Annotated in this window: 19 protein-coding genes; 6 read left to right on the forward strand and 13 right to left on the reverse strand. The window is 32.7% G+C overall.

The window, feature by feature from the left end; all coding sequences use genetic code 11:
* Window positions 1-62: 62 nt before the first annotated feature.
* The 9 genes from bglX to IM744_RS01130 all read right to left on the reverse strand — a co-directional run bounded on the left by bglX (window position 63) and on the right by IM744_RS01130 (window position 16,765).
* Window positions 63-2,429, reverse strand: a complete 2,367-nt coding sequence (gene bglX, locus IM744_RS01090; protein ID WP_194506234.1) for a beta-glucosidase BglX — start codon at window positions 2,427-2,429, stop codon at window positions 63-65.
* An 8-nt stretch (window positions 2,430-2,437) separates the two neighbouring features.
* On the reverse strand, window positions 2,438-3,322 hold the full coding sequence (locus IM744_RS01095; protein WP_194506235.1) for an endonuclease/exonuclease/phosphatase family protein: 885 nt from the start codon (window positions 3,320-3,322) through the stop codon (window positions 2,438-2,440).
* Between the two features lie 2 nt (window positions 3,323-3,324).
* On the reverse strand, window positions 3,325-4,890 hold the full coding sequence (locus tag IM744_RS01100) for a family 16 glycosylhydrolase (RefSeq protein WP_194506236.1): 1,566 nt from the start codon (window positions 4,888-4,890) through the stop codon (window positions 3,325-3,327).
* A gap of 149 nt (window positions 4,891-5,039) precedes the next feature.
* Entirely contained in the window at window positions 5,040-6,650 is a 1,611-nt protein-coding gene (locus tag IM744_RS01105; RefSeq protein ID WP_194506237.1) for a RagB/SusD family nutrient uptake outer membrane protein, read from the reverse strand.
* 19 nt (window positions 6,651-6,669) lie between these two features.
* A complete protein-coding gene (locus IM744_RS01110) occupies window positions 6,670-9,741 on the reverse strand; it encodes a SusC/RagA family TonB-linked outer membrane protein (RefSeq protein ID WP_194506238.1) in 3,072 nt (1,023 codons plus the stop codon).
* A 303-nt stretch (window positions 9,742-10,044) separates the two neighbouring features.
* Window positions 10,045-12,816 carry a helix-turn-helix and ligand-binding sensor domain-containing protein gene (locus tag IM744_RS01115; protein ID WP_194506239.1) on the reverse strand — a complete coding sequence of 924 codons (2,772 nt, stop codon included), beginning with the start codon at window positions 12,814-12,816 and terminating at the stop codon, window positions 10,045-10,047.
* A gap of 91 nt (window positions 12,817-12,907) precedes the next feature.
* A complete protein-coding gene (locus tag IM744_RS01120; protein ID WP_194506240.1) occupies window positions 12,908-13,636 on the reverse strand; it encodes an MIP/aquaporin family protein in 729 nt (242 codons plus the stop codon).
* Between the two features lie 6 nt (window positions 13,637-13,642).
* On the reverse strand, window positions 13,643-15,145 hold the full coding sequence (gene glpK, locus IM744_RS01125) for a glycerol kinase GlpK (RefSeq protein WP_194506241.1): 1,503 nt from the start codon (window positions 15,143-15,145) through the stop codon (window positions 13,643-13,645).
* 54 nt (window positions 15,146-15,199) lie between these two features.
* Window positions 15,200-16,765, reverse strand: coding sequence for a glycerol-3-phosphate dehydrogenase/oxidase (locus IM744_RS01130; protein WP_317175375.1), 1,566 nt, complete (start codon window positions 16,763-16,765; stop codon window positions 15,200-15,202).
* A 141-nt stretch (window positions 16,766-16,906) separates the two neighbouring features.
* Here IM744_RS01130 and IM744_RS01135 point away from each other — a divergent pair, with 141 nt between their 5' ends.
* A complete protein-coding gene (locus IM744_RS01135) occupies window positions 16,907-17,662 on the forward strand; it encodes a DeoR/GlpR family DNA-binding transcription regulator (RefSeq protein WP_194506242.1) in 756 nt (251 codons plus the stop codon).
* Window positions 17,663-17,685: 23 nt separating this feature from the next.
* Complete coding sequence (locus IM744_RS01140; RefSeq protein ID WP_194506243.1) at window positions 17,686-19,173, forward strand: sulfatase family protein; 1,488 nt, start codon at window positions 17,686-17,688, stop codon at window positions 19,171-19,173.
* On the opposite strand, the gene IM744_RS01145 is transcribed toward IM744_RS01140, so the two are convergent.
* The 3 genes from IM744_RS01145 to IM744_RS01155 all read right to left on the reverse strand — a co-directional run bounded on the left by IM744_RS01145 (window position 19,163) and on the right by IM744_RS01155 (window position 22,415).
* Entirely contained in the window at window positions 19,163-19,588 is a 426-nt protein-coding gene (locus IM744_RS01145; RefSeq protein WP_194506244.1) for a hypothetical protein, read from the reverse strand. The two genes, IM744_RS01140 and IM744_RS01145, sit on opposite strands and share 11 nt — an antisense overlap.
* A gap of 116 nt (window positions 19,589-19,704) precedes the next feature.
* The gene (locus tag IM744_RS01150; protein WP_194506245.1) at window positions 19,705-21,861 is read right to left on the reverse strand and encodes an energy transducer TonB; all 2,157 of its coding nucleotides are present in this window, start codon (window positions 21,859-21,861) and stop codon (window positions 19,705-19,707) included.
* Between the two features lie 11 nt (window positions 21,862-21,872).
* On the reverse strand, window positions 21,873-22,415 hold the full coding sequence (locus tag IM744_RS01155; RefSeq protein ID WP_194506246.1) for an RNA polymerase sigma factor: 543 nt from the start codon (window positions 22,413-22,415) through the stop codon (window positions 21,873-21,875).
* Between the two features lie 132 nt (window positions 22,416-22,547).
* Here IM744_RS01155 and IM744_RS01160 point away from each other — a divergent pair, with 132 nt between their 5' ends.
* Window positions 22,548-22,697 carry a hypothetical protein gene (locus IM744_RS01160; protein WP_194506247.1) on the forward strand — a complete coding sequence of 50 codons (150 nt, stop codon included), beginning with the start codon at window positions 22,548-22,550 and terminating at the stop codon, window positions 22,695-22,697.
* Between the two features lie 3 nt (window positions 22,698-22,700).
* Here the strand turns inward: IM744_RS01160 and IM744_RS01165 are convergent, their stop codons facing one another.
* Complete coding sequence (locus IM744_RS01165) at window positions 22,701-23,489, reverse strand: DnaJ domain-containing protein (protein WP_194506248.1); 789 nt, start codon at window positions 23,487-23,489, stop codon at window positions 22,701-22,703.
* A 126-nt stretch (window positions 23,490-23,615) separates the two neighbouring features.
* On the opposite strand from IM744_RS01165, the gene IM744_RS01170 reads away from it, so the two are divergent.
* The 3 genes from IM744_RS01170 to IM744_RS01180 all read left to right on the forward strand — a co-directional run bounded on the left by IM744_RS01170 (window position 23,616) and on the right by IM744_RS01180 (window position 25,414).
* Window positions 23,616-24,023 (forward strand): hypothetical protein, encoded by a 408-nt coding sequence (locus IM744_RS01170; protein ID WP_194506249.1) that lies wholly within the window; start codon window positions 23,616-23,618, stop codon window positions 24,021-24,023.
* A gap of 138 nt (window positions 24,024-24,161) precedes the next feature.
* Window positions 24,162-24,572 carry a BrxA/BrxB family bacilliredoxin gene (locus IM744_RS01175; protein ID WP_194506250.1) on the forward strand — a complete coding sequence of 137 codons (411 nt, stop codon included), beginning with the start codon at window positions 24,162-24,164 and terminating at the stop codon, window positions 24,570-24,572.
* Window positions 24,573-24,673: 101 nt separating this feature from the next.
* Window positions 24,674-25,414, forward strand: a complete 741-nt coding sequence (locus IM744_RS01180; protein ID WP_194506251.1) for a lysophospholipid acyltransferase family protein — start codon at window positions 24,674-24,676, stop codon at window positions 25,412-25,414.
* Window positions 25,415-25,424 lie beyond the last annotated feature (10 nt).

A 25,424-nucleotide genomic window follows, 5' to 3' on the forward strand; every position in this document is an offset into this window, starting at 1 on the left:
AGGGATTAATTATAAGTAAGAAATACTGAATGAGTTTTAAAATTTCCGAAGAAAAAAGTTTACTATTCTTCAACATTAAAACTAGTTTTTAACTCAGCTTCAGAGCTTCCGCCAATCCAAACATTAAATTTCCCAGGCTCTACTTCCCACTTTTTATTAGCGGTATAGAATTGTAAGATTTCAGAATCTATAGTAAACATCACATTTTTGCTCTCTCCAGCTTTTAGCATCACTTTTTGAAAGCCTTTTAATTCTCTTACAGGTCGTATTAAGCTACCAACTAAATCTCTAATATAAAGTTGTACAACTTCTTCGCCAGCACAATCTCCAGTATTGGTGACTTTTACAGAAACTGTTAAGTTGCCATTTACTTTTATTTTGGTTTGAGAACTTGTTATATCACTATATTTAAAAGTGGTGTAACTTAACCCGAAACCAAAAGGATATAATGCGGTTTTTGGCGAATCACGATATGCAGAAAACGTTACACTCCTTGCATTATAAGGTCTTCCTGTGTTTTTTTGATTGTAATACAAAGGTTCTTGACCAACATTGTGCGGAAATGAAACAGGTAATTTACCAGACGGATTGTAATCACCAAAAATCACATCTGCAATAGCATATCCAGATTGAGAACCTAAATGCCAGCATTCTAAAATAGAAGGAACCATCTCTGTTGGACGACTTAAATCCATAGGGCGACCATTCATTAAAACAATCACAATATTGGGATTTACTGCTTTAATAGCTTCTAGTAATTCTATTTGCAATCCTTTAAAACCAATATCTGTTTGACTTCGTCCTTCACCAGATTGGTAAGCATCTTCTCCAATAGCTAATAAAACAACCTCTGTTTTTTTTGCAGCTTCTACTGCTTTTTTTATGTCAGAACGATCTGTAGTGTTAAATTTTAAAGGTTGTGAAAATTGATTTTCTCCTGGCTTAACAGTTGGTATCGTTAGATCAATTCCTTTTTCGTAATAAACTTTAGTATTTTTTTCTACGGAAGCTTTTACGCCTTCTAACAGAGATACAGCCGAATTATATTCTCCTTTGGCTCTCCAATTACCTAAAGGTGAATTTTTATCGTCTGCCAAAGGACCAATTACTGCAATACTACCAATACTTTTAGAAAGCGGAAGGATTTTATTTTCATTTTTGAGTAGCACGATTGATTTCTTAGCTACATCGCGAGCAATTGCTAGGTTTTCTTCGGAATATACTTCGGTACGTTCTCGCTCTTCGTTACAATATTTGTAAGGATCATCAAATAAACCTAGTTCAAATTTAATTCTTAAAACGCGTTTTACTGCATCGTCTATTTGTGCAATTGACACCTTTTTTTCATTGAGTAATATTTCTAAGTAAGTTTCGTAGGCGAAAGACTGCATATCCATATCGCTACCTGCGTTTAGAGCAATTTCTGCTGCATGTTTTTCGTCTTTTGCATAACCATGAACTTCCATTTCAGCAATACTTCCCCAATCTGAAACTATAAAACCATTAAAGTTCCATTCTCCTTTTAATAAATCTCTTTGTAAAACCTTATCTCCAGTTGCAGGAATCCCATCAATATCATTGAAAGCATTCATAAATGTTGCAACTCCAGCATTTGCAGCAGCTTTAAAAGGTGGTAGAATAACGTTATGTAATTCGTTTTCTCCAATGTTTACCGTGTTGTAATCACGTCCTGCTTCTCCAAAACCATAACCAGCAAAATGTTTTGCACAGGCTGCGATTGTTGAGTTGTCTGACAGATTATTACCTTGAAAGCCTTTTATTCTTGCCACGCCAATTTCAGAATTTAAAAATGTGTCTTCTCCTACACCTTCCATAACTCGTCCCCAGCGTGCATCTCTTGATACATCTATCATTGGAGCAAACGTCCAATTTAAACCTGATGCAGCAGATTCTTTTGCAGCAATTGCAGCAGATTGTTCTATAATTTTTAAATCCCAACTTGCACTTTCTCCTAAAGGAATAGGGAAGATGGTTTTATAACCATGAATAACATCGTAAGCAAAAATTAATGGGATTTTTAATCTTGAATGTTCTATGACAATGCGTTGAGTTTCTCTAATAGAAGTTACAGATGTGATGTTGAGCATGGAGCCAACCTCGCCTTTTTTTAGTTTTTCTAGCTTGTACTGATCGCTATTTGATGATGAGGGACCAGTCATGTTCCATTTGCCACTGTATTGAACGAGTTGTCCAATTTTTTCATTGATTCTCATGAGTGCCAATACAGAATCTACTTTTTGATTTAGAAGATTATTATTAAAATGAGAAGAATTATTAGATGTGTTTGGTTGAATTTGTGTTTGGGCAACATTGTCTTGTGCTTTTAATTTGTTAGCACCTAATATGACTATGATTCCTATGAAAAAAATGATAATAAATTTGTAAAAAAAAGATGGAGATAATCTCATGAAAACTATTATTTGTATTCTAATTCAATAAAAACTGGGAAATGATCTGAAGGGAATTTAGCATCAATTGCACTTGAAAAAACAGCATATTTATTCACTTTTAGATTTGAAGATTTTGAAAGTAAAATATAGTCAATACGTCTTGATGCTGGTTCATCATAATTGAACCCATTAAAAGTACCATTTGAGCCAAATTTCACCTTTGCTAAATCTCTTGAGTCATTCATCGCTGTTTTGGTTGATGAAATAACCTCGCTATTCGGTTCTACGTTAAAATCACCCATGACTATTACAGGTAGATTTTCGGTATTTATAGATTTGATTTTTTTAAGAATGAGTTTTATTCCTTCTTTTTGAGCTTCTGCTCCTATGTGATCTAAATGTGTGTTAAATACCCATATTTTTTCATTATTTTCTAAAAGTGTAAATAATCCATAAGTACAAATTCTTGGGTAGGCAGCGTCCCAGCCTTTTGATAATTCATTTGGTGTTTGTGATAACCAAAATGTGTTTTCTTGTTCTACTTTTATTTTTTTTGAGTTGTAGTAAATCGCAGAATATTCTCCTTTTTTTTCACCATCACGTCCAATACCAATGTATTTGTAATTTGTTAATGATGCATTTAAATCTTCAATTTGATTAGGTCTAGCTTCTTGAACACCCAAAATATCTGGTTCTAAAAATAAAACTTGAGAGCTAAAAAAGTCTTTTCTGTTTGGCCATGCGTTTTCGCCATCTGAGGCAACATCTAAACGCATATTGTAGGTCATTACTTTTAAATGTTTTGGAGCTGTGTTTTGCATAGTATCATTTTCTGTTGCGAGTTTCGTATTGGTATCACAACTGACAAAGTTAAGGATTAGCAATCCAATAAGTAATGTATTCCATTTCATATTTAATTCACTTTTTGGTATACTCTTACATAATCTATCATCATTTTATTTGGAAAACTTTGGTCATCAATTCCTTCTTTACCGCCTAGCATTCCGCCAATTGCCACATTGATTTTAAGATGAAAATCTTGATCAAAAGGCCACTCATTGGTTGTTTTATGTTCATTTACAATGTGGTTATAAACTTTTCCGTCAAGAATAAAATCCATGTATTCTGGTGTCCAAACAAGCGTGTAGGTATGAAACGTATCATAAGGTTTGTCAATAAAAATAGTCTTTCCTTTTTGAGTACCTCTCATGTGGTTATAGGATTTTGTATGGATGGTGCCAAAGATGGAATCGGGATTAAAACCAACGTGCTCCATGATGTCTATTTCACCACTTTCTGGCCAACCAACTTCATTGTAGTTTGCACCTAGCATCCAAAAAGCTGGCCACGAGCCAACACCTTTGGGTAATTTTGCTCTAATGTCTATACGACCATAGGTCCATTCTGCTAAGTTTTTAGTAGTTAAACTTGCAGCAGTATACTCTGAAAATTCTTGATTTTTTCTCCAGTCTTTAACGTCTTTATTTTCAAATACTGCGTTTTTAATTTTTTCTTTATGGGATTCTATTATAAGAAATCCGTTTTCAACTCTAGAATTTTTTAAACTATCTGTGTAGTATTGTTTTTCAATATTGCGAATTAGTCCAATTTCATGACTCCATTTTAAAGCATTTGGTTTTCCTTGTTCATTAAATTCATCACTCCAAACTAGAGTATAATCTTCATGTAGTGAACTTACCTTTTCTCTTTCAAAAACTAATTCTGGTTCATTGGTTGTGATGTAATCAAAGTCGTTTGCGATTAACCAATCGATGTCTTCAGTTTTATCTGCAGTCCATGCGTTTAATTTTAGATCTAAAATTTTTGCTTCCTCAATCCAATGCGGTTTTTTCTTTAATTTATATATTAAATAATCTAAACCAGTAATACCATCATTTTTTAAACCTTGAGGGTCTTTTGACCCATCGAGATATAATGTTTTAGCCTTAGGATTGACTTTAACGATATGTTTTAAAACTTCGTAACTAAAACTAATATAATAGGAGATGTAAGAATCTGCTTTTAGTTCTTTAACCAAGGCGAGGACTTTATTTGTGATTTCAATATTACGACCTTTTATTTTTGACGGTTTAATTTCGCAAACTAAGCCAGTAGTAGGGTTATTAGTCATTCCTGCTTTGATGAAATCTCTTAGCTTGGGAAGCGTTTCTCCGTTAGAAAGTTTGGTTTTTGCTAATTCGTCGTAAGTAGATTTTTCTATCATCAAACCTTCATAATCGGCATCATGAGTAACAATAAGAATATTATCTGAGGTCATACGGACGTCAAATTCAGATCCTGTACAATTTAATTCTATAGCATGTTTTAGAGATGCAATGGAGTTTTCTGGTAAGTTTTTAGCTTTCCACGCTCCACGATGAGCAATAACTTTATTATCTGCAAAACTAATATTTTTAACCTTAGAAGACTCACAGGACATTAATATAAAGGAGACTAAAACAAAAAATATGTAACGCATAGTTATGGGCTTTAAAGCGAAAATACAATTTCGCAGATAATTATAGTTGCTACTAATTAGGGTTGGGATTATGAGCTATTAAAAAGGTATGAAAACTCATCATTATACTCATTTTAATGATATATAACGATGAGTTAAGTGTTCAAATTTTAGTATCCATCATTTTGAGGGTAATCAGCACCTAATAAATCTAAATCTCGCTGAGCAATAGGCCAATTTATAAAATATGGTTGCCAGTTTTCTCTAGGATCTTTTGATCCTAAATTAGCTGGGTAATATTCTCCATCTCCTGCATAATTAGTGATTTGAAAATCAATAACAGACTGTCCCATTCTTTTCAATGTAAACCAACGTTGACCTTCAAAAGCTAATTCTCTAGCACGTTCATCTAATATTGATTGTTGGTTTACACTTGTTAAAGGAGTTGCATTTGCTCTTTCTCTAACTGCATTTATATAAGGTAAAGGGTCTCCAGAGGACATCATGATTGCCTCTGCAGCAATTAAGTATGTTTCTGCTAATCTATAAACCATTGTGTTACTTCTTTGTAAATAAGAATCTTTATTATCATCTTCTTGAGCAAATTTTATACAAGAAGGGTGCATTCTTTTGTAATAGTTTTGATAACTTGAAGATGGATTGTCAAGATCTGTTATAGGTTCATAATCATTAACTACTTGACCAATATTGTCTCCAGATGTATAATAGTATTTTAGTCTAAAATAAGTATTGTCATCTCTTGTATCGTTAGGGTCTTCAGATAATAGATTTAATAAATATAGGTTAGGTAATACTCGAGAAAATCCTCTACCTCCTTGTTCTATATTAGATTCTATACCAGATATTTGAAAATATTGTGTGACGTAATTGGCATTCATCATTGTGTTGTCTCCACCACCAAGTAAATCATCTTGAGATTGTACGACAAATAAAGCTTCGGAGTTATTTCTATCACCTTCAAATACAGCAGCTGTTGTAGATACTAGACTGTGAGGGCTTTCAGGGTCTTCAATTACAGATAATGCCTGTGTTTTAGCTTCAGTCCAATCTCCTTCCCACATAGCAACTTTTGCTTTTACGTGTTTTGCGGTTCCTTTGGTGACGCGACCAAAAGTGTCATTCCACTCTAAATGCTCAATAGCAAAATTTAAATCACTGTTTAAAAGTGCGAAAATCGCTTCTTCGGAAGATCTATCATTAACAACATCAAAAGCATTATCAACAGTTATGGTTTCTGTATTGATATAAATGTTGTTATACATTCTATAAAGATAAAAATATGAGTTAGCTCTAAAAAACTTAGCTTCTGCTATGATTTGATTTCTTGAATCTTCATCTATATCTTCAATTACTTCCGCAGCATTGATAATTGCTGTTGCCTTATTAGTGATGTTGTAAAAGTGTTTCCAAAATAGTGATGAAGCAAAATTAGAACCTTGATCTATTGAAGAAACTCCTCTTTCGTATCTGCCCATTAAACCTGTGTAGCCTGTTCTGCTAAACGCTAAATCACTTCTTGATGATAAGAGAACACTTCCCATGAAATCTTCTGTACTATTATCATATCGATCTCTGTTAAACTTGTATAAACTCACAACACCAGATTTTAAACCATCTTCAGTTGTATAAATGTAATCAGAGTCAATTAATGTGCTTGGTTGTTCATCTAAGTAATCTTCACAAGACAACGTAACAAAACATATTGCCATTACTAATAGCATGCTAGTTTTGAATTCCGAATAAAAAAACCTCGTTTTCATAATATTTTTATTTTTTTAATTAAAATTTAACTCTTATACCAAATGTGAAACTTCTTGCATCTGGATAACCTGTATCTGCATTAGAAAATGTACTTCTAATATTAACCTCTGGACTATAACCTATGTAATCTGTATTTGTAAATAAGTTACTACCAGTAATATAAAATCTAATTTGATCCAAGCCTAATTGTGAATTCACAGCATCAGACAAAGTGTAACCTAAACTTACAGTTCTTAATCTAATATAAGAAGCATCTCTTACAGCTAGAGAATTTAAATATAAAGGTGTAGAATCAAAATTAGGTCTGGGGAATGTTGTTGATGGGTTTTCTGGAGTATAATAATCTACTTTTACACCATTTAACTTTCCAGATAACGTTCCACCATTATTAAAGTCTGATAGAAAAGGATTTATTTTTGTTGCGCCTTCTACAATGTAAAAGTCTACGAATAAATCAAATCCTTTATAGGCTAAATTTGTTGAGATTGACCCAAACCAGTCTGGATTAGGATCTGTAAAAACACGATCTTCTTGTGTGATTTTACCATCTGGAATACCAGTAATATTACCTTCTTCGTCAACACCGTTTGTGTCTGCAATTTTAATATCTCCAGGTCTTAAATCTTCTTGAGTTAATGCTGAATCTGGGTTAGCTTGTGGCGCATTTTCAAAATCATCTCCTTCTTGCCAGATGCCATCAAATTGATATTGATAGATAACACCTACTGCTTGACCAACATAGTAATTGTAGGTGTTATCTTCATTAATAACATTACCATCACCGTCATTGTATAATTCTAATAATTTATTTTTGTTATTAGACCAGTTTGTTGAGACTGACCACTTAAAATCTTCTTTATTGAAAATATTGGCTGTTAAACCTAACTCAATACCTGTATTTTGTAATTCACCTGCATTAAAGTAAGTAAAAGAGTATCCTGTAGTAGATGGAACTCCTCGTTTCAATAATAAATCTTCGGTTCTAGCATCATACCAGTTGAAGTTACCAACTAAAGCTCTATTAAATATTGAAAAATCTAAACCAAGATTGGCAGTCGTAATTCTTTCAAATTTTAAATTTGTATTAGGAAGAATTGTTGAAGGAGAATAACCCGAAGCAGATTCAGAATCAAAAATATAATTTTGACCATCTGCAGTAAAAAGGGATGTGTAAGCGCGACCCAAATCATTAACTAAAGACCCATAACTTGCTCTTAACTTTAATTCTTGGACAGCGTTAACGTTTTCTAAGAATCCTTCATTATGAATTTTCCAAGCAAATGAAGCTGCAGGATTGAAACTCCATTTATTATCTGCTGAATTTACAGAAGCACCATCTGCTCTTGCGGTAGCGGTAAATAGATATCTATTCATCAAGTTGTATCGAGCTCTTCCCATGAAAGAGGATAATCTTTGTTGGTTTTTATCACGTTCAACAGTAACATTTCCAATAGCATTGGTAATACCATTGTAACTAAGGCTTTCGTTTGTAAAACCTTGACCCTCTGTAAATGTTCTACTAAAGGTGTTCTCTTGTGACGATTGAACTACTGTTAAATTAAGTTTGTTATTATCGTTGAATGCCTTGTCGTATGTTAAAATGTTTTCAATTAAATAAGATTCTCTTAATTGATTGTCAATTCTTGCAATACCATTAACATCATCACCTGCAGAACTCAATGAAGATTGGTATTGACCACGCTCTGATGTTCTTCTTGTAAAGTTAGTTTTTAATTGATATTGCAAGTCTTTGGTTATTTGCCATATTGGAGTCACGTTGACCACAAAGTCATTTCCTTTCTCATCATTATCTTGCTCTCTAAGATTCCATATTGGATTTACAGCAGATAATTCTTCACCACTTGGAAATTGAGTAAGATTACCTTCTTCATCGTAAGCTCTACCTAAAGGAGAGAATGTGATAACATTTACATTTGCAGCTCTTTCTATTCTGTCATTTAACAGATTTAAATCAAAATTCACAGAGATTTTATCATTGATTTTTTGATCTACGTTTAAACGTAATGTTTTTCTTGCATAACTAGAAGTTGGGATTAAGCCTTCTTCTTTAAAATAGTTAATACTACCAAAAACTTTTGTGTTCTCTGTACCACCACTAATGCTTATCGCTTGGCTGTTTACCATTCCATTTCTAACTAATTCATCTTCCCAGTTAACAAATTCGTTGTTAGTAATAGACTCTAGTTCTAATTCAGAGAAAATATCTTCATCATTAGAATAAAGATCATCAGCATTGTTAGATCTAACAGCTTCTCTTCTCAATTGTGCAAATTCTGCACCACTATAAACATCAAAGTTTCTTTCTATAGATTTAGTAGTAAGATAACCATGATAGCTAATACTCATTTTATCTGATTTACCACGTTTTGTTGTTATTAAAACAACACCATTGGCTCCTCTAGAACCATAAATTGCTTGTGCTGATGCATCTTTAAGAAATTCAATTGATTCAATATCATCAGAATCTATATCTTCAATACCACCATCTCTAACAATACCGTCAACAACGTAAATTGCACTTACATTACCTTCAATAGATCCTCGACCTCTAAAGATAATTTCCGATGTTCCTCCTGGACGTAGTGTACCACCTCCAACATCTACTTGTAAGCCTGCAATTCTTCCTCGTAACATTTCATTTACATCTGAAGTTGGTGTTAATGTTGCTTTGTCTAAGTCTGTAGTTGCAACAGCATTTACAATATCACTTTTTCTCTGCGAACCATAACCAACAACAACAACTTCGTCTAAAGCACCTGCATCCTCTGTAAGTGATATGGTTATTTGATTACTAGTAACAATAACTTCTTTAGTTTCAAAACCTAAATATGAAACTACTAATGTTGCTCCAGAATTATTAAGGGTTAATGTGAAAATTCCATCAAAATCTGTTGATGCTCCGTTTGTTGTGCCTTTTTCAATTATAGACGCACCTATTAAAGGCATATTATCTGTAGCAGAAAGGACTGTTCCTTTTACTGTGGTCTGAGCCCAAGCGGAAAAAGAACTGCAGAGAATGAAAAGGAATAAGAATATTTCAATTCTCGGTCTTTGTAATTTTAAATTCATGGATTATTCAGTTTTTTTAAGAATTAATAATCAAAACTATTGTTAAGTTTTTAGATCACTTTAACCTTAATATTATGGTTATGTAAATTTAAGAGCTATAAAATGATAGATTGATAATTTTTACCACGATAAAAAACGAACATCGCAATTTTAACAATGAAAAACTAAGGATTAAATGCTTGTGTTTGCTGTAAATACTATAAAAAGTAGATTAAAGTTAAATTTTTAAAAATCAATAAAAATAAGGATTAATAGTTGCCTTGTAGTGGTAAAGTCTAGGTAAAAAAACAGGTTGTCAAGGTCTTAAAATTTTAGGATATAATTAACTAAGCTGTCATCATGACTTAAATTCAATCGTTTTCGTAGTCGATATCTTTTTGTTTCAACGCTTTTAGTAGAAATGTTGAGTAGTGGAGCTATTTCTTTTGACGATAAATTGAGCCTTAGGTATGCACAAAAACGTAAATCATTTGGTGTTAAATCTGGATGCTTGGCTTTAATTTTATCTAAAAAGTCTTTATCTGCATTATTGAACGCTTGTTTAAAGAATTTCCAATCTTTAGTATTATTTAAGTTGTGATCTATAAGGTTTATGGCATCTTCTATATCTTTATTCGTGTTGCTTTTCTTTAGTTCTTTCTTTATTTTACTTAGGAGCTCATTCTTTTTAATGATACTCATTGTAGAAATTACGAGTTCACGATTTTTACTTTCTATATCTTGATTTAATTTTTCATTTTTTATCTGAATAATCGCTTTTTCATTCTTAATTTGTTCATGCTTTAATATTCTAATGTAGTAAAACTTATAAGCTTTGTGAATTAAGAATCCAATACCAATTAGAGCCAACAAATAAATTGCAAGTACTACATTTGAAATGTACCAAGGTCTATTGATTTTGAAACTATAACGACTTGTATTTTGAGATAATTGATTGCCAACCATAGCTTTAACTTCAAAGACATAATCTCCAAAAGTTAGGTTTTCAAATTGAATAGAAGTTTTATTAGACCAATCACTCCATTTTTCCATATGTCCGTCCAAGCGATATCGATATTTTACATCTAGATATTTGTCATATTGCGGTACAGAATAGTTAAACGTTAAAATCTCTTTTTTGTGCTCAAAAACTCCATTATTTTTGATAGGCAGTTGTTTTACTTGTCCTTCTAAATTTTTAATAGAAACGTCTTTAATATAGATCGTAAACTCTTTTTGAGTTTCTGCTTTTGATAAATCTAAAGTGAGGTAGCCATTGGAGGTTCCTAATACGTAAGTTTCATTTTCAATTTGCTGAATATTCTCAAACCCCAAAACTCCTGCTCTCAAATGAGAAGGAATTGGAATATTTGTGATTTCTGGTTTATTAGTGAGATCATCATTTTTTATAAAACTGATATTGTTTTTAGAAAACAGCCAGAGCTTACCTGTTTTGTCTATTTCCATTTTGCCTGACGTATACTGCTCAGGAATTAATAATTTGCTTATTAAAGTGTCTTTACTAAATATGGATTTTTCTTTTTCATATTTAAAAATTCCTTCATTTGCTGCGTATAAGATCGTATTCCGATAGGATATTAAACTCGAACTATTACTAGTTGGTACTTCTGGGTGAAGTTTTACAGCATCAATTTTCTCAAAAAATTCATCAATTTTCATGCTAAATAAACCTTTGTATTCATGATTTACAAAGACTTCGTTATTGCTGTTAATTTCGAAAAATCGAGCCGAATTATTAAACCCTTCAATTTTATGCTTTAAATGCCATAGGTCTTCAGTTTTTTCTAAAATGTATAATCCGTTGTAATTTCCTTGTAATAATAGATTTTCATGATTAGGTATTTTTTTAAAATTCCAAGCACCTAAAACAGGGCTTATGTTTTTTGCAGTATTATTTTGAATTAAAAATGTCCCAAGATGATGACCGCAGATTAGGTTTTCATTATTATCGTTATAAAGAGTCCAGACTTGACCAGCTGTACCTTCAATAAAAGTGAATTCTTGATTTTTTGATGCTAATGTTTTGAAAAATAGACCTTGATTGGTTCCAACATATAGATTGTTATCAAAAATAATGGTAGAATAAACGGTTCCTAAAACGCCTTCATAATCTATGAAAGTTCTAATTGGTGATGTAACATTAATACAATTGATGCCATTGTCTAATCCAGCCCAAACATTACGATCTTGATCTTCAAAAAGTGACAATACAGTATTATTAACCAAACCTTTTTTCTGGTTTATAATATATTCAATATCACCACTTTTGTTGATTTTTAGAATTCCATTAGAAATTGTACCCAGAATAAAACTTCCATCATCAAGCTTAATGCTATTAAAAACACTATATTCTTTTAGCTTAGAATAACTTGAAACGTCCCATTGTTTAAGGGTGTCATTTTCCAAAAAGTAAAATCCAGAATTTCTGGTGAGTAATAGTAATTGATTTTTATGTTCAAAAATATTAATCACTCTATCTTTTAAAACAACAGGCTCATTATTAATTAATTTAGCTTCTCCATCAATAATTCTATAAAGACCTTCCTTTGCAACGTGATAATATATATGGTCGCCAACAAGAAATGCTTTATAAATAATGTTTTCCGAAGAAATAATTTTAAATGTGTCGTTTGTTTTATTGTAAAAATATAATCCGTGACTAGATTGAAATAAAATCCATTCATGATAAGTTATGATGTTCCAAATTTGATCATCTTTTAAGTTTATATTTTTTAACTTCGGAATTAAAGATGTGTATTCTAACAGTCCTAAATCGTTCTTTTTCCAATATCCAAATTCTTCATAACAACCTGTATAAATCTTATCTTCAATAACATTTACAGCTCGCAAAACAGAATTATTTGGAGATACATAACTATTCCAAACAGAGCCATTAAATTCTAATAAACCTTTGTTGTTGGCAACATAAATAAATTTGTCTTCACTTTGGGAAATCATCCAATTTTGATTATCACCACCATAATCTATAGCTGTAAATTTCTCAATAGGAGGTAGCTCTTGTGCTTGGAGCGACAAGGTTAAAAACAAAATAATTATTGAGAAAATATGTTTCATCTGTCTTGTAAAGATACTTTTAGAAAGTTAACAAACAAAATGCCAATTCAATTTGAATTGGCATATATTATTTTATAATTTATAGAGTGTTTTAAGAAAGCAAAAGCATGAGTACTGCTGCCAAAGTGCCACCAACTAAAGGTCCTAAAACAGGAATCCAAGCATATGACCAATCACTTTTTGCTTTATTTTTAATTGGGAGAATAGCATGCATGATTCTTGGACCTAAATCACGCGCAGGATTAATTGCGTAGCCAGTTGTGCCTCCAAGAGACAAGCCAATTGACCAAACTAAAAAAGCGACTGGTAAAGCTCCAAGAGAACCTAGACCTACAATAGTTTTTGTCTCTGTAATATTAGCATCTGTGAAATAAAATATGGTAAATAGTAATACAAAAGTTCCTATGGCTTCACTGAAAAAGTTTGAAAATGTATTTCTAATTGCTGGAGCGGTACAAAAAACAGCTTTTTTTGCATCTGCATCTTCTGTAGCATCAAAATGACTTTTATAAGTTAACCAAACAGTTGAAGATCCAATCATAGCGCCAATCATTTGTGCTAAAATAAATAGTGGTACATCAGTCCAAGGAAATTTTCCAGCTACTGCCAAGGCGACGGTTACCGCTGGATTAATATGCGCGCCACTGTGAGGTCCTGCAATGACTACCGCAACATAAACAGCTAAAGCCCATCCTGTAGTAATAACGATCCAGCCACTATTATTACCTATTGTTTTATTAAGTACAACATTGGCAACAACGCCTCCACCTAATAAAATTAAGATTGCTGTTCCAATAATTTCTGCTATAAAAGGTGTCATCTTTTTTTATTTAGATTCGTTAGTAGTCCAGTATTCTAAAGCATCAATTGCTCTGTACCAACCTTTAATATTGGTTTCGGTTTCTGCTCTGTCTTTAGTAGGTTTAAAGGTTTTGTCAATTTGCCAAATATCTTGAATTTCGTCAGTACTTTCCCAATAACCAACTGCTAAGCCTGCTAAAAATGCTGCTCCCATTGCAGTAGTTTCTACTATTTTAGGTCTAACGGTTTGTGTGTTTAGTACATCAGATTGAAACTGCATCAACATATTATTAATCGTAGCTCCACCATCTACACGTAATTCTTTAATTGAAATATCTGCATCAGCTTCCATTGCTTTTAAAATATCCATAGTTTGAAATGCAATAGATTCTAAAGCAGCACGAGCTATATGTGCGTCTGTACTTCCTCTTGTTAAACCGAACATGGTTCCTTTGGCATGTTGATTCCAATGAGGAGCACCTAGACCTGCAAAAGCTGGAACAAAATATACACCATCTGAACTATCTACAGAAGCTGCAAGTTTTTCTACTTCCGATGAATTTCTAATAATTTTTAAACCATCACGTAACCATTGTACAACTGCTCCAGCTATAAAAATACTACCTTCAAGTGCATACGTAGTTTTTCCATTCACTTTCCAGGCAACTGTTGTCAATAAATTGTTTTGAGAAACAATAGGCTTCTCGCCAATATTCATTAGCATAAAACAACCTGTACCATAAGTATTTTTTACCATTCCTGGCTTTGTACACATTTGTCCAAATAAAGCTGCTTGTTGATCTCCTGCAATACCTGCAATTGGAATTTTTGTATCATAAAATGTCGATTTCGTATGACCGTAAACTTCACTAGATTGTCTTACCTCAGGCAACATACTCTTTGGTATAGTTAGTAACTCTAGCAACTCGTCATCCCAGTCCATTGTGTTGATGTTAAACATTAACGTTCGAGAGGCGTTCGTGACATCTGTAATGTGTTGTTCTCCTTTGGTGAAATTCCAAATTAACCAAGTGTCAATAGTTCCTAAAATTAGTTCTCCAGCTTCTGCTTTTGTGCGAGCTCCTTCAACATTATCAAGAATCCATTTTACTTTTGTTCCAGAAAAATAAGAGTCTATAACCAATCCTGTTTTTTCTCTAACAAGATCATTTTTGCCTTGTTTTTGTAATTCGTCACAATAATCAGATGTTCGTTTATCTTGCCAAACAATGGCATTGTAAACTGGTTTTCCTGTTTTTTTATCCCAAACAACAACAGTTTCTCGTTGATTTGTAATACCAATAGCAGCAATATTTTGCGCATCAAGTCCCTTTTTTGCAAGAGCTTCTGCAGCAACACCTGTTTGTGTTGACCAAATTTCTAATGGATCATGTTCTACCCAACCTGGTTTGGGAAAATGTTGCGTAAATTCTTTTTGTGCCATGGACACGATATTACCTTTTTTATCAAAAACAATGGCTCTTGAGCTGGTTGTTCCTTGGTCTAATGAAAGAATATATTTTCCCATAATATTGTGTTTAGTTAGCTTATTTCCGAAGTGAAAATTTCAGAAAAACGTATATTATTTTAAAACGTATTGGTCTGCAATTTTTATAAATTCTGAAATTTGCTGTGCTCGCCAATCATCTGTTTCATTTAATTCTTCTCTAATAATTTCGCCAACCACAGGTGTAATCTCTATGGCAGCTTTAGCATCTAAGAACAAAACACGAACGCGTCTTGCTAAAACATCTTCAATAGTTCTCGCCATTTCGTGCCTTACAGCAAAAATAACTTCAGCTTTAGTAAATTGTAATCTTGAATGTAAAGGCTCAGATAAATGAGGATTTTCTCGAATTAGTTTCTCTATTTTGGTTTTATCTGTTCCATAAATATACAAATGATTTGAGCGATCTACAGTCCCATTTGCGCCATGAATGAGTAAATCTTTTGTTTTACAGGTTGCGTTAGGTAATTTATTTAATTCAATGATTTTATCAACGGTGTCTTGAGCCATACGTCTGTAAGTGGTCCATTTTCCTCCTGTGATGGTAATCAATTCAGAATCTGAAACAATAATCTTATGGCTTCTAGAGATTTCTTTGGTTTTTTCAGACTTATCTTTTGGTGCTGCTAAAGGACGTAAGCCAGCAAAAATACTTAGAACATCACTTTTAGTGACATCTTTATTTAAATACTTATTAGCTGTTTCAATGATAAAATTTATTTCTTTTTCTAATGGTTTTGGTTCTAAACTATGGCTATCCAATAAAGTATCTGTTGTGCCAACTAAGACTTTATCATGCCAAGGCACTAAAAATAAAACACGACCATCATCTGTTTTTGGAATCATAATCGCATCATTTCCAGGTAAAAATGACTTATCAAAAACCAAGTGGATACCTTGACTTGGACGAATCGTGTTTTTAGCAGATGTATCATCCATTTTTAAAACTTCATCTGTAAAAACACCTGTGGCATTAATTACAGTTTTGGCGTTTAATGTATATTCTATATTTGTTTCAGTGTCTATTGCTACAACACCATTAACTAGTCCTTTTTCATCCTTAAGAAGATTTTTAACTCTACAATGGTTAATAGCTGTTGCGCCATTTTCTATACAACTTTGAGCTATATTTATTGCTAGTCTAGAGTCATCAAATTGACCATCGTGGTATACAACTCCTCCTGTTAAATTGCTTGTCTCTAGTGTTGATAATCTTGAAATGGTTTCAGATTTTTTAATTCTAACAGATTTGCCAAAACTTAATTTACCAGAAAGAAAATCGTATACTTTTAAGCCAACCGTATAAAAAATATTGTCCCACCACCTGTAATTAGGGATGATAAAAGATTGGTTGCTCACAAGGTGTGAAGCATTTTTAAGCATTAAACCTCTTTCGTATAAAGCCTCACGAACCAAATCAATATTGCCTTGAGCTAAATACCTTACACCTCCATGTACTAATTTTGTGCTTCTGCTTGACGTTCCTTTAGCAAAATCTACTTGTTCTAATAGTAGTGTTTTGTAACCTCTAGTTGTGCAATCTAAGGCAACACCTAGTCCTGTTGCACCACCTCCAATGATGATGACATCCCAATTTTTATTCGTATTTATCTTATTTATTAAGGTTTCTCTATTGAACACTGTTGCTTTTATTTTTTACAATTAATTTCAAATATATAAAATATTATATAAAACGAAAGTAAACGAAAGTAAAATGTTTTAAAACGAAATAAATTCAATGAATTTTACTTCATATTATTTCGTTTTGCTATATTTGTTTTCATGAAGAGACATGAAGACATATTAAATAGACTTGCTAAAGAAAAACATCTCGAAGTTCTTGAGTTGTGCGAGATTTTAGATGTATCAGCAGTAACTATTAGAAAGGATTTAAAATTTTTAGAACAAAAGGGTTTATTACACAGAACTCATGGTGGAGCTTCATTGGAGAACCCTTATATAAATGAGCGAACGGTTGTTGATAAGGAGAAAATTTCCGTAGAAGAAAAAAACGGAATTGCACAAATGGCAGCCTCAAGAATTGTAGAAAATGATTCTATATTGATAGCTTCTGGGACAACGGTTCAGGCACTTTCAAAGTTTATTCAACCAAAAAATAAATTGACAGTTATCACGTCGTCGCTTCATGTGGTGCTAAATTTAATTCATGATAAAAACATTGAGATTCTACAACTTGGCGGTTATATACGTCACAGCTCTGCTTCGGTCATTGGAAATTACACCGAATATATTTTAAAAAACATTTCATGTAGTAAATTGTTTTTAGGTGTTGATGGTATTGATTTAGAATACGGATTATCAACTACCAATTTAGAGGAAGCAGAATTAAATAAAAAAATGCTCAACGCAGCTCAGAAAGTTATTGTTTTAGCTGATTCTTCAAAGTTTGGAAAAAAGAGTTTTGCACGTATTTGTGATTTATCTCAAATACATGAAATTATAACAGATAATGGTATCTCAAGCTCTATTAGAAAAAAGCTTGAAGAGAAAGATATTAAAGTAACTATTGTTAATTAGGTAAATAATTAAAATGGATTAAAATGAAACAGTCGGTATTAGTACTTTTATTAATGGTCTTATTTTCTTGCAACTCCAAAAAAGAAAATAAGGAGATAGTTAAAACTCAAGAAAAACCAAATATTCTATTAATTGTCGTTGACGATCAAGGATATAATGATTTTTCTCCATTTGAAAGTCATGATAAAACGATTTCTACACCAAATATTACAAGGCTTGGTCAAGCAGGAACTGTTTATACGCAAGCTTATGTAACTGCTCCTGTTTGTAGTCCGTCACGAGCAGGAATCATCACTGGTAAAAATCAATTTAGATGGGATAAACCAGCAAGTTGGGGACCAGGATTACCAAATGATGTTAAAACCATTGCAGAATATTTAAAAGAAGCAGGTTACCAAACCGCGAGAATAGGAAAGAATGATTTAGGTCGAAATTTTCATAAAAATGATGTTAGAGAATATCCATTAAACCATGGTTACGATGAGTTTTTAGGGTTTTCTGCACATGCACATGATTATTGGTTGAATTCTCAAAGTATTAAAGATCGCACTCCAGATCCTTTTGGAACAAGTGCTTTGCTTGGACCATTGATGCATAATATGGGAGAAAAAAGTTACGAAGAAGGTTATCTAACAGATATTTTTACAGACGAGTCTATAGAATTTTTAAAGCGTAAACGTGATAAGCCTTTCTTTTTAACCTTGTCTTATAATGCAGTTCATCATCTAATTCATGAAGTTCCAAAAAAGTATTTAGATAAGTATAACGTTAAAGAAATCCCGAATTACGAGCCAGATAGTTTAGTCGCTTACGGGAAACATGATGCAGGATCTTACTCTGCTTATTATGATAAATATTCTAGAGTTGGAGCTATAAATACAGACGATTTACGAAAGTACTATTTAGCAAATCTTAACTGCCTTGATGATAATATTGGTCGTGTTCTAGATGCTATAAAAGAACAAAAATTAGATAAGAATACCTTGATTGTTTTTATATCAGATAATGGAGGCTCTCCATTAACAGGTTCTAACAATGCACCATTAACAGGAGGAAAATATTCACTTTGGGAAGGTGGAATTAGAGTGCCAATGGCTGTGAGTTGGCCAGGAATTGTAGAAGCTGGTAAAGTGGAAACCAAATATGTGTCTGCTACAGATATTTTACCAACGCTTGCAAAAGCAGGAGGTGCAACAATTACAGATACAAATATTGACGGAATCAATTTGTTTGGAGATGCTAAAGAAGACAGGTTATTAGTTTGGAAATGGCAAAAAACTTGGGCAGCACGTAAAGGCAAATGGAAAGTGACTAACGCTAATGAAAACCACTGGAAAAGTGAACCATCTGCTCAATACATTGCGCCAATTAGAGACGATTTAACTATTAAATTATTTGATGTAGAAAATGATCCAGGAGAACGCAACGATGTATCTGCAGCGCATCCTGAGATTGTAAAAGAATTAGAAACTGCTTATAATGCTTGGTGTGAAGCTAATATTATAAAGTAGAAGACTGAAATAGTTTAAGTCGTTGTGCAATAAATACATCCGTTTTATAAAAAACAATAAAGTTTGCAATGACGCGATCTGTTTTATCTCTTGGTGATTTACTATTAAATCGAGCCTTAGAATTATTAAAATCGAGTGTGTATTTTGAATCTAGATCTGAGGCTTCCGTAGAAAAAGTGATGACCTTTTTTTCTTTAGTCCATGTGCCTTTTCCGTAATAATTAGTCTTGTTTCCAATGACATCATGATTTTTATCATAACCATGAAACTCAAAGGTGCCATCGTTATTTAAGGTAAGCGTTCTTATTGAACTATGCTCTTCAGAATCTGATTTTATTTGATACACTCCAGCAGCGTTTTGTGCGTTCATTGAAAGTGAACTCAATACTACAATAAAAGTTAATAGGTATTTCATAATTTGATTTTAATACAAGTAAGATTCTTCAGTCGTGCCTACTTCTGAATGACATTCGACTTTGTATTGAAAATATATAATGTCATTCAGAGTGAAACTAAGAATCTCATTTAAAGTTACGATTTAATATTTTCTATAGCCTTTTTTAGTTGCTCAATAGTTACCTCCTTAAAGTCAAAATCTATTTGCGGATTTGATTTAGTTTTGGTTTCTACCATGTCATAATAGAGTTTACCATCTTTACGTTTAATCGCAACCAAAACAACATCTTCATTTGCTCCAACGGTTTGAAAATCATAAACATCATTCGTGTACCAACTTGGAAGTGCTGAGTTCAACGATTTAAAAACCATATTCACACTTGCGCCTTCTGCATTTTTTATTTTGAGTTTGTATTTAATTCGGGTTGTTCTCCCGTTGATAAAACGATCACAGTTAATCCAGCCTAAATTTGATGTTCTTAATGCATAATAACCAACGTCTCTCGAAGAAATAGTGTTATCTGCTACATCTCCTAATCTTGCTTCAAACGCTTTACCAGTTACCATTTTGCTTCCTGCTTGAAATATTGGTTTAGGTACAAGTTTATAACCTCTAGAACTCGATGGAACTTGAGCTTTATCCCAGGGTACTCTAATAATGTGTCCACCTCTCGTAATAGAATCATCTTCCAGAATTTTAAATTTACTACCATCCATTTCAATTAACGGTTTTCTTAAAACGATGGCGCTTTCAATATAGTTTGGTTTTGTTTCTATGTTAATACTTCTAATTAATTTTTGAGTTTTGTACTGTTCCCATTCGTTTATAAATAAAGAATCTACAGGGAAATCTTTGTCGTGCATCACTTCTCTAATAAATTCAATGCTGCCACGATTACTAGTGTAAATTGTGTCCATTTCTACAGATTCCGAAGAAATAAGAGAGCCAGTTAGAGAAGTGTCACGAACTGTTGTACTTCCAAAGCGTTTACTTAATTCTTCATCTTCCAAAATATCAAAATTAATAGGCAAGGAGTAAGGCACAATAACAGCTCTACCACGTTGTTTGCCAGGAATCATTTTTGGTAATAATGCAACAATACGATCTACTTCTTCACTCAATCTTGGATGTGACGCTCTAGATTGTATGAAAATGATATTTCCTTCAGTATCAATTTTAAAAATAGAGTTAATGCGTTGTCTTCCTGTTAAGCCTAAACCAAGACCAACATCAGTATTAAATTTCTTCCTTATAAATTTGGAAATCGCATCACTTGTACACTTTTTTATAGCTTCATTACTGACTTCATCTTCACATCCTGGAAAAATTGGAACTTCCTCCACAACGCTAAAAGGCACTTCTACGAGTTCTTCTATATGTTCTTCGGAAATATCTAAATTTTCTAATACATCATCTGTTTGAAGTTTCCAGTTGATATTCTCATCTTTCCATTCTCCTGAGAATAATTGCATTCCAGTTTTCTTGTTTTTCGTCGGAAATGAGATGTCAATAGACTTATCGTCTTTTAATTCTAATTTTATATCACCTTGTGTTGCTTCAATGTATAACATGCCTCCAGTTTCTAGTTGTCTGTCATTAGATACTGTGGAAAGATTTGCTAATAAGATGTCTGAGAGTTTATAATATTCAGTCACTTTTATATCTACTTTGCCAGTGACCGTTTTTCCTGTTTTTGGATTGATAAATGAGCCTTTTGTGATTTTTAAAACCGTACCTTCTTTACAAGTAATTGTAGTATCTTTTTGAGTATTGAAACTAATGGTTTGAGGATGTTTTTTTATCTCTAAATCTGTACTTGAAGTGCCTCCAAATTTTTCATAGATTGTTGTAGTGGTATACCTAATTTCGTGCTCAGACTTTGTTTCTATCTCATTGACTTTTGTAGAATCTACAAACGTTTTGCTGCTTATTTTTTTATTAGATGTAGAATCAATAATTATTGTATTTAAAGAGTCAGAGTTTGGAGTTGGCTCCATTTTCGAAGTATTAAAAACCAAAGTGTATAACATCACTAGTACTCCAATAACTAGGATTGAAATTCCTGAAATTTTTATCCATTTCTCTGTGTGATAAGTACGTTTTGCTTTTTGGATATCGTATTTAATTTCTATGCGTTCTATACCATTTACAAACACAATATGCTCTTGATAAATGGTATTAAATGCTGTGTCATTTTGAAGTTTAGTTTCAAAATCTACTCGAGCTTCTTTTGAGAGTAAATTGTTGAGGTAATCATTTATGAGTTCTATATATTGAGTGTAAGTTTCCATGCTTTTCGTTTTTAAGATTGAACCGATTTTAATTTGGTTTGATAGATGTCTTTTGCTTTTTGTAAGCACTTGTACTTCTGGTTTTTTGCAATTTTTGAAGATTTAAATTGCATGACTTTGGCAATGTCTTTAAATGACATGGCTTGGTGATAAAACAGTTGTAAGAGTTGTTGACATCGTTTCCCTATTTCTAGAAAAGCATGTTCGGCAAGTTGGTAATTTTTTTCCTCAATAACCTCTTGAAAAACTTGAACTTCTTGCGTATTAAGTTCTTGTAATTGTTGTTTAGTATGACTTTTTTGAAGATCTGACCACACAAATCGCGATACCGAATATAGATAGGTATAAAACGAAGAGGTTAATTTAAAGTTTGAAGTTTCGAGATTTCGGTTTAAAATAATAAGTGCTTCTTGAAACACATCACTTGCATCATCTTTACTGCCTCCTTTTGAGAGTACGAGTTTCTCAATTCTGGGATACAGATGATAGAGTTTTTTAAACGCTTTCTCGCGTTGACCGTTTTTAAAAAGTACTAAAATGTCTTGATCACTCATACACTGTTTTACTTATTAATGGTCAAAAGTTGAAAAGGTCTCTTGATTTTTTTATAAAATTGTGCAATTATAATACCAAATTAGAATTGAAAGGTTTAATCATAATTACGACTATAGATTTTATTAAATATCATGGACATACTCAATTACATCACAGGACAAGGCGGAATAATGATTCTTGGTCTCATCGTAGTCACTGTTTTTATCTACAGAAAATATAAAGAAAAACGCTATTTTAAGGATATTGAAAAGCGAATAAATAAGAGAGATAACAATCGTTAAAGACTAGAATCTACGCTCTTTTTGCAATTGCTCGTAAGCGTTTTGTACTTGTCTGAATTTTTCTTCTGCACCTTTTTGATGTTCTTTACCTAAGTGAATCACTTTATCTGGATGATATTTTTTAGCCATTTTTCGGTAGGCTTTTTTAACTTCATCATCTGTTGCCTCTTTAGTGATTTCTAAAATTTTATAAGCATTATCAGTACTATTATAAAACATGGCTTTTATGCTTCCGTAGTCACGAGAACTAATTCCTAAATAACCAGAAATCATATAAATCTGAGACACTTCGTCATCAGTAACCATTCCATCTGCTTTTGCTATTCCGAAGAGAAAATGAAGCAACTGCAAACGAGAGGAGTGATCCATCATTTCACGTATTTGTAAACATACTTTTCTAGTTGGTATTTGTTGTTTACTTATGTTTTTGAAGAGTTTAAAAGCTTGATTAGCTCTGTCTTTTCCATACATGCTCACAAATTGATTGCGCACAAAATCTAACTCGCTTTGTTCTTGTTTTCCATCTGCTTTAATCACAACAGAAGCTAAGATTAGAAGGCTCACTTCAAAATCTCCAGAGTGTGTTTGTGGTCGTCGTGTACGTGTTTGTGTTCTAGAACGAGAAGTTGTTTGCCTTCTGCGATTTTGTTGCGTGTTTCCGTCGCCTAATAAAAAACCTCCACCTTGAGTAGAACTATCAATTAAACTTCCAATAGCAAGACCAATGATAGCTCCAATTGGTCCACCAAATGACCAACCTAAAGCACCTCCTATCCATTTTGCAAAACTCATGTATGTGATTTATTTATTGTGAATTTCAAATATACTATTTGTTAGTAGACTATTTTTTGATTTTGTTACTTATCCACGCAACCTTTTAGGATTTTGGTATCTTTAATATATAAAATCAATCGTATTATGAAAAAGTGTATTTATGTATTACTCGTTACCTTTTTTGTTCTAGCATGTAATAATGATGATGATAGATCTTCAAATAATGAGCCTACTTTAAGTGGTTCCTGGTCAGTAATTAACGTTATAGGTGGCTTAGCTGGTATTGATGATAACTATGAGGAAGGCGTTATTGTTTGGAATTTTGATGAACAAACTCAAGAGTTGACTGTGACTAATAACAATGTTGAATCAGTGATTTATGATGGTTTGGCAAGTGGAATTTATAGTTATGAAATTTTGATTGAAGATGAAAATACGTCGTTAATAATTGATGACATTATCTATAATCTTTCAATTTTAACCGAAACTAGTCTTGTGCTAGATGAAGGTGCTTTTACGAGTGACGGATTTCAATTAACTTTTAGTAGATAATTATTATTCTTTCTTCGGAAATATCTCACTATAGAAAATTCATATCTAACCATTCATACTGCTAACTGAATACTGTATACAGACTACTTATTTTACGTATCTTTGCATTTCAGAATAATAATCTAAAAATTAAAATATATGTATCCAGCAGAATTAGTAAAACCCATGCGTGAGGATTTAACCAAAGTTGGTTTTGAAGAATTACATACAGCAGATGCTGTAGAAGTTGCTTTAGCAAAAGAAGGTACGACGTTAGTTGTTGTAAATTCGGTTTGTGGTTGTGCAGCTGCCAATGCTCGCCCAGGAGCAAGACAAAGCTTACAAAACGCAAAACGTCCAGATAACATTGTTACAGTATTTGCAGGAGTTGATAAAGAAGCAGTAGATGCTGCTAGAGGTCATATGGTACCTTTTCCACCAAGCTCACCAAGTATGGCTTTGTTTAAAGATGGAGAATTAGTACACATGTTAGAGCGTCATCATATTGAAGGTCGTCCAGCAGAGTTAATTGCTGAAAACCTTATGGATGCTTATAATGAGCATTGCTAGAAAAATCTTCACTTTGTTCATAAAGACAAATAAGTAAAAAAACCACTATTTTTTAATCGTGGTTTTTTTGTGTTTTGTATTCATTCGGCTAATTTTACCACATGAGAAAAATTTTGGCATATCCATTATCGGTTTTATACTACATTGTCTTTGGGATGACCTTGGTGTTTTTTCACCCAATTCAATGGTTTTGTTTTAATGTTTTTGGTTATCAGGCATTTAAAAAAACCGTTGATGCTTTGCAATTTTGTATAATGAGATGTTTAAACCTCTTAGGAACTCGTATTAGTTGGGATAATCCTTATGAGATTTCTACAGACAAACCCTTACTCATTGTTTCTAATCATCAAAGTATGTATGACATTTCTCCAATAATGTGGTATCTGCGAAAACATCATGTCAAGTTTGTCTCTAAACAAGAATTAGGTAAAGGTATTCCAAGTGTTTCCTATAATTTGCGTCATGGAGGATCTGTGTTGATAGATCGTAAAAACCCTAGACAGTCATTGCCAGCAATGATAAAGTTTGGTGAATATCTGGAAGCTACAAATCGTGCTGGAGTAATCTTCCCAGAAGGAACAAGAAGTAAAGATGGTTATCCCAAACCTTTTAAAACTAGAGGCTTGGAAATACTCATGAAGAAAACACCATCTGCTTTGATTGTGCCAATAACAGTTAATAATTCTTGGAAGATGTTGCGTTATGGAAAATTCCCAATGGGAATAGGAAATCATATAAAATTTACTGTTCATAAACCCCTAGAAATCGCTAACTTTACAGATAAGCAAGCGTTATTAGCTACTGTTGAAAAAACAATTACAGATGCTATTCGTGTTAACTAACCATTAAACG

Source organism: Psychroserpens luteus (assembly GCF_015319355.1).
GTDB classification, from domain to species: domain Bacteria; phylum Bacteroidota; class Bacteroidia; order Flavobacteriales; family Flavobacteriaceae; genus Psychroserpens; species Psychroserpens luteus.

What these genes read in the sequence shown, in the direction of transcription:
- IM744_RS01110 (WP_194506238.1), bottom strand. Translation starts at nt 9,741, where the DNA reads ATGAATTTAAAATTACAAAGACCGAGAATTGAAATATTCTTATTCCTT.
- IM744_RS01095 (WP_194506235.1), bottom strand. Translation starts at nt 3,322, where the DNA reads ATGAAATGGAATACATTACTTATTGGATTGCTAATCCTTAACTTTGTC.
- IM744_RS01120 (WP_194506240.1), bottom strand. Translation starts at nt 13,636, where the DNA reads ATGACACCTTTTATAGCAGAAATTATTGGAACAGCAATCTTAATTTTA.
- IM744_RS01170 (WP_194506249.1), top strand. Translation starts at nt 23,616, where the DNA reads ATGAAAAAGTGTATTTATGTATTACTCGTTACCTTTTTTGTTCTAGCA.
- IM744_RS01165 (WP_194506248.1), bottom strand. Translation starts at nt 23,489, where the DNA reads ATGAGTTTTGCAAAATGGATAGGAGGTGCTTTAGGTTGGTCATTTGGT.
- bglX (WP_194506234.1), bottom strand. Translation starts at nt 2,429, where the DNA reads ATGAGATTATCTCCATCTTTTTTTTACAAATTTATTATCATTTTTTTC.
- IM744_RS01115 (WP_194506239.1), bottom strand. Translation starts at nt 12,816, where the DNA reads ATGAAACATATTTTCTCAATAATTATTTTGTTTTTAACCTTGTCGCTC.
- IM744_RS01150 (WP_194506245.1), bottom strand. Translation starts at nt 21,861, where the DNA reads ATGGAAACTTACACTCAATATATAGAACTCATAAATGATTACCTCAAC.
- IM744_RS01155 (WP_194506246.1), bottom strand. Translation starts at nt 22,415, where the DNA reads ATGAGTGATCAAGACATTTTAGTACTTTTTAAAAACGGTCAACGCGAG.
- IM744_RS01180 (WP_194506251.1), top strand. Translation starts at nt 24,674, where the DNA reads ATGAGAAAAATTTTGGCATATCCATTATCGGTTTTATACTACATTGTC.
- IM744_RS01100 (WP_194506236.1), bottom strand. Translation starts at nt 4,890, where the DNA reads ATGCGTTACATATTTTTTGTTTTAGTCTCCTTTATATTAATGTCCTGT.
- IM744_RS01105 (WP_194506237.1), bottom strand. Translation starts at nt 6,650, where the DNA reads ATGAAAACGAGGTTTTTTTATTCGGAATTCAAAACTAGCATGCTATTA.
- IM744_RS01135 (WP_194506242.1), top strand. Translation starts at nt 16,907, where the DNA reads ATGAAGAGACATGAAGACATATTAAATAGACTTGCTAAAGAAAAACAT.
- IM744_RS01175 (WP_194506250.1), top strand. Translation starts at nt 24,162, where the DNA reads ATGTATCCAGCAGAATTAGTAAAACCCATGCGTGAGGATTTAACCAAA.
- glpK (WP_194506241.1), bottom strand. Translation starts at nt 15,145, where the DNA reads ATGGGAAAATATATTCTTTCATTAGACCAAGGAACAACCAGCTCAAGA.
- IM744_RS01145 (WP_194506244.1), bottom strand. Translation starts at nt 19,588, where the DNA reads ATGAAATACCTATTAACTTTTATTGTAGTATTGAGTTCACTTTCAATG.
- IM744_RS01140 (WP_194506243.1), top strand. Translation starts at nt 17,686, where the DNA reads ATGAAACAGTCGGTATTAGTACTTTTATTAATGGTCTTATTTTCTTGC.
- IM744_RS01160 (WP_194506247.1), top strand. Translation starts at nt 22,548, where the DNA reads ATGGACATACTCAATTACATCACAGGACAAGGCGGAATAATGATTCTT.